Annotated in this window: 12 protein-coding genes and 1 tRNA gene; 8 read left to right on the top strand and 5 right to left on the bottom strand. The window is 67.0% G+C overall.

Annotation, left to right across the window (positions count from 1 at the left end; all coding sequences use genetic code 11):
- Window positions 1–36: 36 nt before the first annotated feature.
- The 5 genes from FHR04_RS07385 (at window position 37) to FHR04_RS07370 (ending at window position 6,273) form a co-directional block, all read left to right on the top strand.
- Window positions 37–111, top strand: a tRNA-Asn gene (locus FHR04_RS07385).
- Between the two features lie 125 nt (window positions 112–236).
- Window positions 237–395, top strand: a complete 159-nt coding sequence (locus FHR04_RS20940) for a hypothetical protein (RefSeq protein WP_170213885.1) — start codon at window positions 237–239, stop codon at window positions 393–395.
- Window positions 396–639: 244 nt separating this feature from the next.
- Window positions 640–1,674 (top strand): hypothetical protein, encoded by a 1,035-nt coding sequence (locus FHR04_RS07380; protein WP_139402056.1) that lies wholly within the window; start codon window positions 640–642, stop codon window positions 1,672–1,674.
- Window positions 1,675–2,588: 914 nt separating this feature from the next.
- Window positions 2,589–4,349, top strand: a complete 1,761-nt coding sequence (locus tag FHR04_RS07375) for a sensor histidine kinase (protein ID WP_139402055.1) — start codon at window positions 2,589–2,591, stop codon at window positions 4,347–4,349.
- Between the two features lie 391 nt (window positions 4,350–4,740).
- A complete protein-coding gene (locus FHR04_RS07370; protein ID WP_139402053.1) occupies window positions 4,741–6,273 on the top strand; it encodes a sensor domain-containing diguanylate cyclase in 1,533 nt (510 codons plus the stop codon).
- A gap of 561 nt (window positions 6,274–6,834) precedes the next feature.
- On the opposite strand, the gene FHR04_RS07360 is transcribed toward FHR04_RS07370, so the two are convergent.
- The 3 genes from FHR04_RS07360 to FHR04_RS07350 form a co-directional block, all read right to left on the bottom strand.
- Window positions 6,835–7,572 (bottom strand): hypothetical protein, encoded by a 738-nt coding sequence (locus FHR04_RS07360; protein WP_139402051.1) that lies wholly within the window; start codon window positions 7,570–7,572, stop codon window positions 6,835–6,837.
- 110 nt (window positions 7,573–7,682) lie between these two features.
- Window positions 7,683–10,604 carry an insulinase family protein gene (locus tag FHR04_RS07355; RefSeq protein WP_139402049.1) on the bottom strand — a complete coding sequence of 974 codons (2,922 nt, stop codon included), beginning with the start codon at window positions 10,602–10,604 and terminating at the stop codon, window positions 7,683–7,685.
- 80 nt (window positions 10,605–10,684) lie between these two features.
- Window positions 10,685–11,503: a glutamate racemase gene (locus FHR04_RS07350; protein ID WP_170213884.1), complete on the bottom strand. Its 819-nt coding sequence runs from the start codon at window positions 11,501–11,503 to the stop codon at window positions 10,685–10,687.
- 224 nt (window positions 11,504–11,727) lie between these two features.
- Between FHR04_RS07350 and FHR04_RS07345 the strand changes: the two genes are divergently transcribed.
- Genes FHR04_RS07345 through FHR04_RS07335 form a run of 3 tightly spaced genes read left to right on the top strand, consistent with a single transcriptional unit; the run spans window position 11,728 to window position 13,927 of the window.
- A complete protein-coding gene (locus FHR04_RS07345) occupies window positions 11,728–12,729 on the top strand; it encodes an Ig domain-containing protein (protein WP_139402045.1) in 1,002 nt (333 codons plus the stop codon).
- The gene (locus tag FHR04_RS07340) at window positions 12,729–13,187 is read left to right on the top strand and encodes a hypothetical protein (RefSeq protein WP_139402157.1); all 459 of its coding nucleotides are present in this window, start codon (window positions 12,729–12,731) and stop codon (window positions 13,185–13,187) included. Before FHR04_RS07345 ends, FHR04_RS07340 begins: the two co-directional genes overlap by 1 nt.
- Window positions 13,184–13,927 carry a hypothetical protein gene (locus FHR04_RS07335; RefSeq protein WP_245616314.1) on the top strand — a complete coding sequence of 248 codons (744 nt, stop codon included), beginning with the start codon at window positions 13,184–13,186 and terminating at the stop codon, window positions 13,925–13,927. The genes FHR04_RS07340 and FHR04_RS07335 overlap by 4 nt, the downstream gene beginning before the upstream one ends.
- A gap of 76 nt (window positions 13,928–14,003) precedes the next feature.
- Here FHR04_RS07335 and FHR04_RS07330 read toward each other — a convergent pair whose 3' ends face one another.
- Both FHR04_RS07330 and FHR04_RS07325 read right to left on the bottom strand, forming a co-directional pair.
- Window positions 14,004–14,558 (bottom strand): AAA family ATPase, encoded by a 555-nt coding sequence (locus tag FHR04_RS07330; protein ID WP_221265306.1) that lies wholly within the window; start codon window positions 14,556–14,558, stop codon window positions 14,004–14,006.
- Window positions 14,559–14,664: 106 nt separating this feature from the next.
- A complete protein-coding gene (locus FHR04_RS07325) occupies window positions 14,665–15,102 on the bottom strand; it encodes an OsmC family protein (protein ID WP_039684774.1) in 438 nt (145 codons plus the stop codon).
- Window positions 15,103–15,152 lie beyond the last annotated feature (50 nt).

Raw genomic sequence — 15,152 nt, 5'->3', positions numbered from 1 at the left:
GTTTTTTCGGGTGCAGGACCAGAGAAGGACCAGTGTTCGGCAGTAGCTCAGTGGCAGAGCGTTCGACTGTTAATCGAATGGTCGTAGGTTCGACCCCTACCTGCCGAGCCAAATGAAGGAAACCTCGTCGGTGACGGGGTTTTTTTGTTGTGTACCTCGAGGGACGACACCTCGGCTGCGTCCGTGGTCGTGCGCTCCTCAGAGGGTCTGTGCACACCCCGTCAGAAGGAGCCGGTATGACCACCGACGAACTCTGGCAGCAGTTCTTCTTCCATCTTCAGGCCCGTCGCCGCACCCCAGCCACCCTGCGGTACTACGCCAATACCCAGACGGTGTTCGGGCGGTTCGTGGAGGCGCATAGCCTTCCGCAAGACGCCGACGCTCTGACTGTGTAACACCTGTGGGCCTTTCTGCGCCAACTTAAAGCTGACGGGCCTGCTCCTGGCGGGGTGCATGTTCATGCCCGGTTCTTGCGTGCGCTGCTGACCTGGGCCTTCAAGGAAGAGCTGCTCAGCGTCAACCCGGTCAGGCGGCTGGAGATGCCCCGGGTGGACCGCCGCCGCAGCAGAGCCTCAACACCCCCACCAGCGGCCAGTAAATCTGCTTGCCCAGGCCCAGCATGGCGGGCATCATGGCCGCATGACCAACATGCGCTTCTGGGGCCGAGGGGCAGCCCTGCTGGCCGCCCTGGCGCTGGGAACCGGGCAGGCCATCGACCGGGTGCCCGGCACGCAGACCTACTACTCCAGCCGCACCGATCCCATCACCGACGTCAACACCAGCTTCGTGATCGTCTACGAGGTCAATGACCAGACCGAGCAGACCTTCATCACGTTCCGCTGCACGAACCGGGAGACTCCCGAGCTGTGGGCCTCGCTCAACTCCAAAAACGTCCTGCTCAGCGAACAGGACGCCGAGCTCGACCTGATGCCTGCCGTGACCATGCGCCTGGGCAGCGACGCACCCATCGTGCTGGCCAGCCGGGACCTGAACACTGTCGTCGATCAGAACGACAACGTCAGAACGACTGCCCTCGCGATCAACAGTGGCGCCGTGCGCCAGGTGGTGGGTGGGCTGGTGGGCGGCAAGCGGCTGGTGGTCCGCGTCAACCGCTCCTCGGGCGGGCAGGCGCTGACCTACACGTTCCCCGCAGGCGGCTTTGCCACCGCGTGGCGGCAGATCAACGGCTGCGCGGCAGGGCCGTCAAGAGCCAGCGCGAGCCAGTCCACGCCCAACGTGCTGCTCACCCCGATTTCCGGCGCTGCCGCGCCCAAGTTCACGCGCTGGTACTTCACCACCTGCCGGGACGTGGGCAGCGGCGTGGTGCGCACTGGGCTGGTGGCCGGACGCGCCCACCTGTGTGATCTGGTCATCGAGACGGTCCCGAATGGCGCGCAGCCGGTGAGTGCCGTCTTCCGCTACGAGTTGGAGTACCGCGAGGCGGGCCGCACCGGCAAGCTCATCCTGGACAATGCCGACGTCTGGCCGTCCAACGGCGGGCCGGTCACGACGTACCGCAGCAGCGGCAACAACCTGGTCTTCACCCTGCCGCTGAACGTGCGGGCGCGGGCCGACCGGGTGTACACCAGCATCAACGTCACGGCCAGCCTCACCTTCAGCAACGGCAGCACCAAGAAGGTCTACGAGCCGCTGCCGGTCAAGCCCGCGAACTGACTGCCAGAGAAGCCTGAGGTGACTCGCACGGCCACGCATCGGGACGACATGGCCGCAGGCCGGACCCAGGGCAGACCCGTGTGTGTCCCGAGGAGTTTGGGACCGCGCGGCTGTTCTCGCGCGAGCCGCCGGTTCCCGTCCCTTCACTCCTCTGGTCCGGGGACACGCCTGGGGCCTTCGGGTGCAACACGGCAAGAACTTCGCCGGGTCTCGCGGTGGCCCAGCGTCTTCCTGCCTATCCACCCCGGAACGCTGTCCTGTGTTACGAGTCCTGGCCGTCCAGAGTCCAGAAAAGAGGCCAGAAGCGACAACTGCGCCTCTGGCGTTCTCGGAATGTGGTGGTGGGCGGAAGGACTCGAACCCTCCAGTGGCCGACAAAGACCCACTCGCGCGGCCCGTTGGTGGAGGGGTGGGCAGCGCTCCCCTGATCTGCCCAGGAGGGCCTAGCCCCACGCCTGCCAGATCGGGTCAGATGATGCCCCGGCATTGTCAGCCCTTGGTGTGCTGACCGTCTCCACACCCTTAACGGAGGGCTCACCGCTCCGGCATGTCCATCAGGATCAGTCCGCCAGAAGATGGGGCCGCCTCTCGCAATCGCCGTGCCCCTGGTTCTCCTTCCGGGTGACCAACACTCTTTTCGTCTGGTAGAGCTTGATGGACTCCACGCAGGCGCCATTGACCTGCTCTCTGGTGGCCGCAGACTTCAGGTCCGTCTCGCTTGCCGGCGACCTTCGTCAGGCCCACCGTGGTCATCGTCTCAACCGCCCCGGCCTTGACGTCACCGCACAGCCAGCTCTCGGGGGGGGTGGTCCGCGCGGTGCAGATCGGTCGAGCGTCATGACGCTCAGCCCTGCTCAAGCGGATGTGACTCTGCATGCAAGCCACCTTGTGGGCGCGCCTTATAGTGGCGGGCAATGTCCAACTCTGGCCTCTCGACGCCTGACACACTGCCGGCTGAAGTCATCCGGCTGCGTGAGGCCCTGGCGGCCGCCCAACAACAGAACGAGGTGCTGTCCACCTTCGTGGCCCTGAGTGAGGCCGCGGCCACCACCGATGATGTGACCGCGCTGGCGCGCCACGTCGGGGGCGTGCTTCGCCGCCACATCCCCCACCTGTTGGCGCTCTACTTCACGCGCCAGGGCGAGCGCTGGGTGGCCGACCTGGTCAGCGACGCGGTCCCCCCGGAGTTCATGGCGCTGGTCCGGTCCGGGCTGCCCCTGGACACGCCGTTTCTGGCCCAGACGGTGGCCGCCCGCACGCCGCAGTTCTTTGACCACTGGAACTCGGCAGAGCAGGGCATGCCGTATGCCGAGCAGTTCCAGGCGACGGGCGTGGCTCCATTCTTCCAGGGTCAGCAGCCTGTTGCGCTGCTCGCGGTGGGCCTGGTGGGGCAGGCCGTGTGGACCGCGCAGCAGCGGCAACTGTTCACGGCGGTGTATCAGGCGCTGTACAGCGCCCAGCAGCGCAAAGCCCTGGGCCAGGAACAGCAGCGCGCCCTGGAAGCGTTCATGACGCTGACCGAGGCCATCGGCCTGGAGACGGACCGGGTCCAGCTGGCGGAGTGGGCCAGCGAATTGTTCCTGACCTCCATGCCAGGGTGGTCCACCGGCTACTACGAATGGGACGGTGGGCTGTGGCGTGCGCGGCACACCAACGTGGCGGACCCCGTCCTGCGCGACGCGCTGCTCGCGGGGGTGCCGGCGTCGAGCCCCAGCCTCTCTGCGGCCGTGGAGGCCAGGCAGGCGGTGTTCTTCGACCAGCTGGTGGCCCACGACGAACTGGTTGCGGGTGCCGAGTCCTACCACGCGGCGGCCTTCTTTCCGTACTTCCGGGACGGTCAGCCGACCGCCATGTTCGCCATCGGCAGTAAGCAGTATCAGATCTGGCTGCCGGAGGACCAGGCCGTGTTCGAGGCGGTGGGCCGCAGCCTGGGTCTGGGCCTGGAACGCGCGTGGCAGGCGCAGGATCTGGAGGAGCAGCGCAGTGAGTTGCAGGCGGCCAACGAGGACCTCGAAGCGTTCGCCTACAGCGTCTCGCATGACCTGCGGACCCCCGCGCGGCATGTCAAGGGCTTTGTGGAGATGGGCCGCCGCGCCATGGCCCAGGGGCAACTCGACAAAGTGGAGCGCGCCTTCCAGGTGATGGAGGGGGCCGCCGATCAGATGAACTGCATGATCGACGCCATGCTGGCCCTGTCGCACAGCACCCTGCGCCCGCTGTCCCAGGCCAGGGTCAACCTGAAGGCCCTGGTGGAGCAGGCCAGGACCCACGTCGAGGACGAGGCCACAGGCCGCCAGATCGAGTGGCGCGTGGCGCCGCTGCCACAGGTCATGGGGGACGCGGCCACCTTGCAACAGGTGCTGACCAACCTGATGAGCAACGCCGTGAAGTTCACGCGCGTCCGTGAGCGGGCGGTCATCGAGATCGGTGCGCAGGCGGGCGATGAGGCGTGGACGGTGTGGGTGCGCGACAACGGGGTGGGCTTTGACCCGGCGTACGCGGACCGGCTGTTTGGCCCCTTCCAGCGCCTGCACGGGCAGAGCGAGTTCGAGGGCACCGGCATCGGGTTGGCGACCGTGCGCCGCATCATCCTGCGCCATGGGGGCCGCATCTGGGCGGACAGCGTGCCAGGGACAGGCACCACCTTCTCGTTCACGCTGCCTCACGTGCGCTGAGGCTGGCGGACGGCAAACCCAGCCCAACCACCGACTCTTTGACGGTGGTGGCGTCGTCCGCGTTCGCGTGACGCTGACCCTCGAGCCTGGGCATGACCGGCTGCGCCAGACATGGAAGAAGCGGCCCGAAGGCCGCCTTGATTTCTTAAAGATAACCCGGAATGCGGGGCGCGTCAAGCTATGCAGTCGGGCGCCGCCGCGGACCTCGCAGGCCCCGTCCTGCATGGCGTTCCTGCCTCCCCACCGTGGGCTGGGTGTACCACATAGACACCGCTCCTATGCACTCCGGTGACATTGCGCTGGCCCCCGTGCCTACCGAATCAAACAGCCCCCCACTCATGAGCAGGCCCTGTCAGAGCGCCGCAAGAGCTGGGCTGACAGGCTGACCCCTATGACCGGCGCTCCGCTTCCGTCCGACGAGTACGACCGCCTGCTGAACCTGGCGCACTATGAGATCCTCGACACGCCCGCCGAGGACGCCTTTAACTGCATCACCCGGCTGGCCGCCCGCCTGCTGGGCACCCCGGCGGCGGCCATCAACTTCGTGGACCAGTCCCGCCAGTGGAGCAAGTCCACCTACGGTGTATGTGAGACCACCACGCCGCGAGACGCCTCCATCTGTGCCTGGACCATCCTGCAGGCGGAGCCGCTGGTCATCGAGCATCTGCACGCCGACCCACGCTTCGCCCAGTCCCCGGGGCTCATGAGCGAACCGCGAGTGCACATGTACGCGGGGGCACCCCTGGTCACCCCGGCCGGGCACCGCATCGGGACGCTGTGCGTCACGGACCACCAGCCCCACCCGCTGACCCAGGAGAACTTGCAAGACCTGCAAGCCCTCGCCGCGCTGGTGATGGACGAGCTGGAGCTGCGCGCCTGCATCTCAGCGCTGGACCGTGGACACGACGTCCAGCAACGCCGCAGCGTCGAGCTGCAACGCGGGCTGGACCAGACGTGGGTGCTGGAGGGCGTCGCGAGGCTGATGGATCAGAACCTGTCACCGGAAGACATGCTCCTGAGCGCCTCGGACCTGCTGGGTGACGTTCTGAACGCCGACTACATCGGCCTGCTGCTCTTCGACGGCAAGGTGTTACAGGTGGAAGCGGCGTACGAATCTTCCCGGGTCTCCCGTGCCGCGCAGCCCCTGCCCGGTCATCTGCCCGACTGCTCCAACTCGGTCACGACCACCCTCAGCGACCTGACCCGGCCTCTGTATGTCGACAATTATCCGGCCTTCCCCGGCGCGCTGGGCGCAGTGGTGGCCGCCGGGGTCCACCAGACTGCCTGGGTGCCCCTGGGCGTACGCAGCGGGGCGACCTCGGTGCTGATGGCCATGCGGCTGCGGGACAACCCGGTCATGTCCTGGCGGGGCAGTGATCAGGCGCTGCTGGAGGCGACAGGACGCAGCCTGCGCAGCGCCCTGGACCGGCGACTGGAAGCTGAGCTGGCCTCCCAACAGGCCCGCAGAGACCCGCTGACGGGGCTTCTCAACCGCCGCGCCCTGTACCAGGACCTGATCCAGCGTCATCTGGACGGCCGCCCCTACCTGCTGGCCACGCTGGACCTGGACGGATTGAAAATGGTTAACGACCGTGAGGGCCTTGACCAAGGCGACAAGCTGCTTCAGGTGTTCGCCCGCACCCTGAAGGTGGAACTGGGCCAGGCGGGCGAGGTCTACCGACTGTGCGGCGACGGGTTCGTGGTGCTGGACGACCTCGATGAGGAGGCTGTCCACGACGCGGTGGATACGGCGGTGCTGGCGGCCCGTCAGGTGGGCGCCTTGCAGGGGGTGAGTGTGGGAGCCGCGCACAGCAGTGAAGGGGTGGGCGAAGCGCTGCTGAAGCTGGCAGATGAACGCATGTCTGTGGTCAAGCGCCGCCGACAGGAGGTGCGGCAGCACACTGCGGCGCTTCATCTGCAATGACGGAGTGAACGAGTCCGAGACGGCGCCAGGTCTTCGGCGCACAGAGTCAAAGGCACAGACGCCGCTGGTGGGCAGCCGACCGGTAGAAAGCAGCCCGAAGGCGGCCTTGATTTCTTATTCCAGACCCACTTAAAAAGCGCCAGACCGCAGATCGGGCTGCAGGCCCATGGTCTGGCTGCTGTTGCCGAAGTTGGGGTGGGCCGTATCGCTGGTGGGTTCACCAGCGCAGGCGAGGAGAGAGGCCACCATTTCCGAGCCGCCTATGCGGTAACTGTCAGGAGGGCAAAGGTTCACGGTTGCCTGGAGGTGCTGGAGTGGAGCAGGCGTGATGGGATCGGATCTTGCGGGCTGGACTGAGGCCTGAACCCCCACCCGTAGGTCAGGTGCTCCTGTGGAAACTTGACAATCGCAAGGTGCCCGAATATGCTGTCTGAGACGAGGTTTTCAGGCTCAGTGGCAGAGCGTTCGACTGTTAATCGAATGGTCGTAGGTTTGACCCCTAACTGCCGAGCCAAGAGAAAAGCCCCCGCATACGTGCGGGGGCTTTTGCCGTCCTGAAGGTTAGCGGTTGCGGTACTGGGGCAGGTTCTTCCAGGGTTCGAGAATGTTGTAGCCCAGCGTCTGAGCGGGCGTACCGCCGCCCGACTTCACCCACGCGCTGTACTCGGTGGCCTCGGGTTTGGGCGTGGCGGCCAGCTCGTAGGTGGTTTTCTTGGTCTTGGTGTTGATCTGCGCGTCAAAGACGTTCCAGCCGCGCTTGAGAACCACGTTGGCCGTCACCTCGTCCAGGCCCACGCAATTGCCCTTAAAGCTGAACGCGGCGTCCACCTCGGAAAACACCCAGGATTTGTAGCTGTAGATGTCCGGATTCTGGTTGACCGGCGCAATGATGATCGCGTTGTCGTCCAGGCGCAGCTTGTTGATGGCCAGGACGCGCAGTGAGGCGGGCGCGTCGGTCTGGGTCTTGTCATCACACAGGCCGAACAGTTCGGTGGCCTTGATCAGATCGGTTTGATAGGTGGTGCTCATGGAGTCAGCGTCTGGAAGCTTCAGATCGAACTTCCCTTCCGCACTGACCTCGGTAGAAATCTTGGGCGCCTCGGCACGGACCTTGGCGCTCAGTTTAGGCACGATCTGCCCCTTGATCAGCCCCACCTGCTCAGTGGGCTTCGGATCTGGTTTCGGGTCGGGTTCGGGGGTCACGGTGCCGCCGCCCCCGCAGGCGCTCAGCAGCAGGCTCAGACCAATGACGGCGGTGAAAGAGGCGGCGGGCCGTTTCAGGTTGGTTTGATTGAACATACCCGTAGCCTGACAGCCGGCGGCCTGAATGAAGTCCCGCTTCCATTCAGGCCGGCCGTGCGTTTTTCTCACCCTTGGATCAGGCAATGGGGGATGACCCCCCGCCCAGTTCAGATCGCCTGCACCGTGAAGCTCAGGCCCAGTTCGGTCATTTCCCCGTTGGGATCGCGTCCGGCCACCAGGGCGTAGGCGGCGCGCTCCGGGGTCAGGTAAGCGTCCATCACGCGCTTCAGATCGGCCATGCCGACGTTGAGCAGCCGCGTCTTGTACGCCTCCTGAACCTCCGGCGTGAAGCCTGCCTGATCGCCGAAGAAGCGCAGGCGGCCCACAGTGTCGGGGCTGGTCAGCGGGTCCAGCGCCTTGCTGGCCGACAGAATCGCCTCGGTCACCTCGCGTTCGCCCAGTGGAGTGTCCAGAAAAACGCGGGCGTCGCGGAACACGCGGTAGGTGCGGACGATGTTGGGATCGCGGTAGCTGGACATGGCGAACACCCCCTCGCGCGGATCGAAGGAGGCGCTGCCGCCGTACGCGCCGCCCTTCTCGCGCAGTTCCTTGAGCAGGTACTCGCTTCTCAGCAGCCGCGCCAGCACCAGCAGCGCCGGGCTGTCGGCGTGCGTGTAGGGCACCGTCTCGAAGGCAACCGCGTTGAAGGCCACCGGCGAGTCGGTCACGCGGGCCTGCGGGCCGCCGTCGCGCGGCCGTGGCTGCGGGCGGCCCACAGCCGCGTCCCCGGTGAACAGGGCCGTCAGCGGCGTCAGGTCCAGTCCCAGGTCATCCTCGGTGGCGGTCAGGCACAGCACCGGCTGGCCGGAGAGCAGCAGCGTGTGGATGCGCCCGAAGCGGCTCAGCAGGTCGTCCAGCCCGCCTCCCTCCACGATCCCCTTGAGGGTGTCCAACCCGGTCAGGCCGCCCCAGGTCTCGCCGATGGCGGCGGCGGGGCTGACCTGTGCGGCGGCCAGGCGCTCGGCATAGGCATTGCCGGAATTCACCACGCTGGCCTTGAGGCCCGCCAGCCGCTGCTTGAGCAGTTGCTCCAGCCGCTCGCGCGTGAATTCGGGAGCCGCGATCAGGTCGCGCATGACGTCCACCAGCGCCTCCCCGTTGCGGGCCAGCGCCTTGCCGCTGAACGACACCGCCAAGCGCAGGCGGTGCAGGTCGTCGGGGCGCACGCCGCTGCTGGCGCTGGCGCTGACGCCGCCGGTCACGGCCTCCATGCGCCGGGCCAGGGCCGCGTAATCCTGCCCCGCCGCCCCGCTCTTGGTGACGGCGGAGGTGTACAGGGGCAGCACCTCCAGCAGGTCGTCCGGCAGCTCGGGCAGGCGCACCTGCACGTCCAGATACGTCAGGCCGCCGGTGGGCTGCGGCACGCGGGCGACGAGGGCGCGGCCCGCCTCCTCGGTGGTGTACGGCACAGGGGGAATGCTGGCCGGAACATCCGACAGGGCCAGCGTGGGCAGCACGCTCGGGTCATTCTCCTGCGCCTGCAACTCCTTGAGGCGCAGGCTCTCGGCCACGATGCGCTGCCGGTCTTCATCGGTGAAGTCGGCGCTGAGACTCTGCACCAGCTCGCGCTCCTGCGCCTCCATGCGGGTGACCAGTTCGGGATCGGGGGCCAGTTCCAGCGTGACGCGGTGGGGGTTGTCCAGCAGTTCACGCTGCAACATCGGCTCGAAGACTTTCCCCACTGCCAGATCGGCGCGCAGTTTTTCCAGCTGGGTGTCCAGGCGCAACCCGGTCAGCGGATCGCCGCCGTACAGCCACGGCCCCAGCAGGCGGAACATCACGCCCAGCGCGTAGGGAAAGCCCGAGTTGCTGACCTCCTTTTGGCCGATCTCGAACTGGTGCAGGCTGCTCTCGATCAATTCGGGATCGATGCCCTCCTCGACGATGGCCCCCAAGGTGTCCAGCACCAGCGCCTCAACCTCCTGCACCCTGCCCGCGCCCAGCCCCTTGAGACCCACGGCGAACGCACCCTCGCGGAAGGAGTCGCGGTAGCCGGTCAGATCGGCCAGCGCGCTCCCCAGGCCCGAATCGATCAGCGGGCGGGTCAGCGGCGCCCCCGCGTTGCCCAGCAGCACGTCGCTCAGCACGCTCCAGCGCAGGTTGGCGTCGGCGTCGCTGCTCAGGCCCAGCTTCCACATCACGCTGACCTGGGTGCCGCGCTCGGTGTCGCTGCCCGGATACGTGACGCGCTCCTGGCGGGGTTCGGTGAACGGCGTCTGATCGGGAATGCTGACGTCCAGCGTCTGGGCCGTGAAGCGCGACATCACGTGCGATTCGATCTCGTCCAGAATGCGCGGGAGCGGCAGCTTGCCGTAGGTATAGAAAAAGGCGTTGCTGGGATGGTAGTGCGCGGCGTGGAAGGCCCGCAGGTTGTCGTAGGTCAGCGCCGGAATGTCGCTGGGCGAGCCGCCGGAATTGTTGGCATACGTGAGATCCGGGAACAGCGCCTTGCCGAAGGCCCGCCACATCACCGCGCCGGGGGCGGCCATCGCGCCCTTCATCTCGTTGTAGACCACGCCCTGCAACTTCAGTTCGGTGCTGGGGTCATCCGGCGTCTCGAACTCGAAGCGGTGCCCGTCCTGCCGGAAGCTCTCATAGCGCATCAGCGGGAAGAAGGTGGCGTCCAGATACACGCCCAGCAGGTTGAAGTAGTCCTTCTCGTTGCGTGTGGAAAAGGGGTAGGTCGTCCAGTCGTTGCTGGTCATCGCGTTCATGAAGGTGTTCAGGCTGCGCGGCAGCATCGCGAAAAAGGGGTCCGGCACCGGGTACTTCTGGCTGCCCATCAGCACGATGTGTTCCAGGATGTGCGCCACGCCCGTGCTGTCGCGCGGCACGGTGGGGAAGGTCACGCCAAAGGCGCTGTTGTCGTCGTCGCGCACCACGTGGGCATGTCTGGCCCCGTTCTCGTGGGTCAGCAGGATCAGGTGCCCCTGCATTTCCGGCAGATCCTCGACGCGGTCGACGGTGAAGCGGCCCAGGCGTTCGCCCACGCCGGGCAGGGCGGGCAGCGGTGATACGGCAGTGGTCATGACGGCGAGTCTAGAGCATGGGCAGAAAAAGACCGTGGCTGGTGCGCCGAAGTGGCGTGGAAACGGGGGAGAGATCGTCCTTAAATCCGCACGGCACGGGGCTGGAGGTTCAGGCCCAAACGGTTGAGCAGCTCCTGAAATTCACGGAAAGGCTGTTGCGGACTCTCCGTAACCAGCGTGACGAGTTCGCCGCTGCCGCGAGTCGTGAAGGGGGCGAACTGGCCCACCACCTCGTCTGCTGGATCGAACACCTGAAGGGCTGGGGCCGCCTGTCTGAAAAAATCACCCAGCCACGGCAGGTGCGTGCTGGAGAGGGTCACGCCCGCCAGCCCAGGATGCTGCGGCCTGAGCGCCGCCACAAACGCCGAGACCATGCGCTGCGTTGTGGCTGGATCGCTCAGAAACAGTCCAGTCTCCACCAGATCAATCAGCCCGCCAGCCTCGTTGTACACGACGCGGCTGCTGGCCTCTCCAGCCTCCCTGGCGACGTAGGCCCGCAGCGCGGCGCTGTCGGTCAGCACCCTGGCCCCGAGGACAGCCACCACCCCGTTCTCCCCCGTGGCCTGAAGGGCGGCCCGGATGGGTGGATGCACGCCCATCACCGGCAGCCCGAACCCTGGCCGCAGCTGGGGCAGCACCGTGATGGTGGGGGCGTTGGAGGCCACGATCACGGAGGACACGCCCAGGCCCACCAGAAAGTTCATGGCCCCCAGCAGGCGGTGTGTCAGCTCGGCCTCGCTTTTCGCACCGTAGGGAAAGCTGGCCCGGTCGGCCAGATAGAGGACGTCCTGGGCAGGGTAGGCGGCCCTGACCTTCCGCACGATGTCGTAGCTGCCCAGGCCCGCATCGAAGATGCCGACGGGCTGGCTCAACTGTGCATTGACGTTCAGGTCAGTCACGTTCAGGCTCCAGGGCAGCCGCCAAAAACAGAGGAGGGGCGGTGGTTCGGGTGGTCGGTGTGGGGGGATATGGTTCACGCACGCTGAGGCCGGAAAGTCTGGGGCCACTACGTGGAGAGGGTCGGCTAGTGTAGCTCTGAATGGCCTGTGCCCCCCCATCCACCCTCCGGTAAATCACGGCAAACTCACGGGACTGACACGGCGCGGCGTTTACACTGGCAGGCATGAAGCGAGTTCGCACAACCTGGCCCGCGCTGGCCCTGGCGCTGAGCCTCGCCGTGGCTGGATGCGGTCAGCCGGTGACCGGCACATCCACCGGAAGTGGCCGGGACATCCTGTATTTTGCCGACAGCGCCGCCGGTCTGCCCGTGATGTATCAGGGCGAGGAATACCAGGCCGACCTGAATGTCTCGGGCGGTGCGGGGCCGTACACCATGAAAGTGGCGGGCGGCACGCTGCCTCCCGGCATCACGCTGAGCGGCCAGCGCCTGAGCGGCACGCCCACGGCCACCGGCACGTACAAGTTCACGCTGGAAGTCACCGATTCCACCCTGAGCACGCGCAGCAAGGAATACACGGTCAACGTGAACACCCTGCCGCCGCTCTCGCTGGCGCCGAAGCTGCCCTCGGGGGAGATTCGCGGCGAGACCCGCATTCCGGTGACCATCACCGCGCCCCGAAACGTGCGGGCCGCCCGCCTGAACTGGGAACTGCCCGCCGGGATCAGCGTGACCCGCGTGCAGGCCGCAGGACAGGGCGGCGTGCTGTTCTGGCATCAGCAGGGTCAGGTCTTGACCGTGGACCTGGGCTTCAGGACCATTCCGCGCAACGGGGTCCAGATCGCCCTGATCAGCGTCAAGCCGGCCAAGCCCGTGACCCTGAATGCCACCAAACTGGGCTACGAGGCCCGCGACGGCACGGGCAAGTTGCTGGCTGGCAAATTCATGTCGGGGGCGGTGATGTCCGAGACACCAGCGGGCGGCCAGGAAGACAAGGGAGAGGCCAAGGACGGCACAGATCAGCCCACCACTGAGACCGTGCCCGCCGCGACGCCCACGCCAGCGACACCTGTGGCGCCCCCTCCCGCCCAGCCGACGACGCCCACGGACAACCCTGGGACCCCTCCGCAGGAGAACCAGAACCCGGATGGCACGCCCGTCGCGCCGCCGCTGCCCCCGGGCGGAGGCGAGCCGGGAGCCTCCCTGAACACCGGAGCACCGCTGTGATGCGCCGGGGAATGTTGATGGCCGCCCTGATGGCGGGCGTGGCCGGGGCCACCACCGCGCCGCCGCTAACACTGGCGCAGCAGGTGAAGAAGGCCGAAGTGATCGTGCGCGGCACGCTGGGTCCCGCTGTGAGCGTCAAGGAGGGCGAGATCACGTACCTGGCCTACCCGCTGACGGTGGCCGAGACCATTGCCGGGGACGCCGCCCGCCTGCCCCAGAACGACGGCAAGCCCGCGCTGTTCTTCCTGCAGGGGCTGGCCGACGTGCCAGAGCTGAAAAGCGGACAGGAGGTCTTTGCCTTGCTGTACACGCGCAAACAGGACAGCCCGCTGGTGGGCTTTAACCAGGGCCTGTACCCGGTTATCGACGGCAAGGTATCGGCGGGCGATGCCAAGACGCCCATCACCGATCCGGCCAAGTTGCGGGATGCCATCCGCGCCGCGCTGGGGGCCAAATGAAGCGCGGTCTCGGAGTTGCTGGCCTGCTGCTGGGCCTGGCCCTGGGCACGGCCGACGCCGCCAGCGTCAAGCTGCAGCCGCAGGGCGACGTCCTGACCCGGGCCGTGCAGGCTGCCCTGGGGGCCATCAGCACCAAGGAGCTGCCGGTCACGCTGGACAGTGGCAGCGGGACGATCCTGACCCTGGGCGGCACGGGGAGCAGCGCCGCACCCTTCAACCCTGACGTCGCGGCCCGCGTGGTCACGGTGGCCGGGGCGCGGCGCATCGAGTTCAACCCGGCGGGGCCGCTGCCGCTGGAGCAGGCGGTGCGGCAGGAACTGGCCCGTGAGCTGGGCTTCAAGGCCTGGACCGCCGAGGCCGCCCGCACCCGCCTGAGCGGCGCGGACCTGAACGGCGACGGCAAGATCGATCTGAAAGACTTGGCGATCCTGATGGACAACTACGGCAAGGCCAGTTCGGTGGGCGATTTGAACCAGGACCGCAAGGTGGACGACGCGGACCTGCGGATCTTTAGCGCCCAGTACAAGCCCGCGCCGGAGCCCGAGCCCGCCCCGGTTCAGCCGAAGCCAGCCGCAACGCCGACAACGCCAGCGACGCCTGGAACAACCACGCCGCCTGTCAGCACGCCGGCGGATCCGGCGCCCAAGGACGACGCGCCAGGGGAAAATCAGGGAGAGCCGCCCGCCACGACCCCGCCCGCCGAGCCAACGCCGAACGAGCCAGCGCCGAAACAGCCGTAGACGCGCTTGCCGTGATTCTGCCGGAACCCAGGCAGCGGGCAGGAGATGAGGTCGGCGTTCCAGCCGCACCCGTGTTCTAGAACAGCGCTCCCCCATGCGCTGCGATCAGCAGCGCCGCGTCTGCTGGAGCCAGCGCCGTAGTCTCGATCTGGAGGGCGTCCGGCGGCGCGGGCAAGGTGCCGGACGCCTCCAGGGTGGCCCGCAGGATCACTGGGTCACGCAGTTTGGCCAGCTCCAGCCGTTCGGGCAATGGAAGCCGCCGCTCCAGCTCGTTCAGGCTGCATTCCAGCCAGACCGGGACGTACTGGGCGTTTCGGGCCGCCGCCAGATCGCGCACCAGTTTCAGGGCGGCCGCACCAGCCGGACGATTGGTCAGGTGGCTGGTGAAAATCTGGCTCACGTCGCGCGGCGCAAGGCGGGCAGCTTCGAGTCCCAGCGTGCGGACCTGGGCGGCCAGGGCGTGAATCTCCTCCGGAATGGGCCGCAGGCCATCGGCGCCGTAGGGCCTGAACACGGCGTCGTTGAACAGGTGGTTGTCCAGCAGGACCGCGCCGGTCAAGGCCGAAAGCTTCAGCCCGATGGTCCGTTTGCCGCTGGCCGGTGGCCCGACAAGGTGGAAGAGGTGACCCATACGCTCAGCCTCACCGTGGGTGATCGGGGACGCGTCGGCCAGGTGGCAGAGCAGCCAACAAAAACGCCCCAGCCGAAGCGGGGCGCTCTTTCTCGTTCTCTGCGTGCTATTCCAGCACGGCCTCGTGCGTGATCTCCACGTTGCCCTTCATGACCTTGCTCATGGGGCACATCTCGGCGGCCTGATCGATGTGCTTCTCGAATTCGGCCTGATCGATGTTGCCCACCTTGCCGCGAATGCTCAGGCGCATGGCGCTCACCTTGAAGCCCGGCCCATCCTTGACCATCTCGCAGGTGGCTTCGGTCCGCACGTCCTGCGGATCGTGGCCGTCACCCGCCAGCAGAGCGCACAGCTGCATGGTGAAGCAGCCTGCGTAGGCGGCGGCCAGCAGCTCTTCCGGGTTGGTGCCGGTGCCGTTCTCGAAGCGCGTGCCGAACGAGTACTGCGCGTCCTTGACCGTGCCGCTCTCGGTGCTGATGTTGCCCTTCCCGCTCTTGAGGTCTCCCATCCACTGGGCGTTCGCCTTCCTTGCGATGTCTGCCATGGTCCCAGTCTGCCGCGCCCGGGCGCCTGGCCGTGATGACGGCGGTTTAC

It is taken from the genome of Deinococcus radiopugnans ATCC 19172 (assembly GCF_006335125.1).
GTDB lineage: Bacteria > Deinococcota > Deinococci > Deinococcales > Deinococcaceae > Deinococcus > Deinococcus radiopugnans.
Note: the sequence above shows the minus strand (reverse complement) of the source record. Positions and strands in the feature narration are given on the sequence as shown.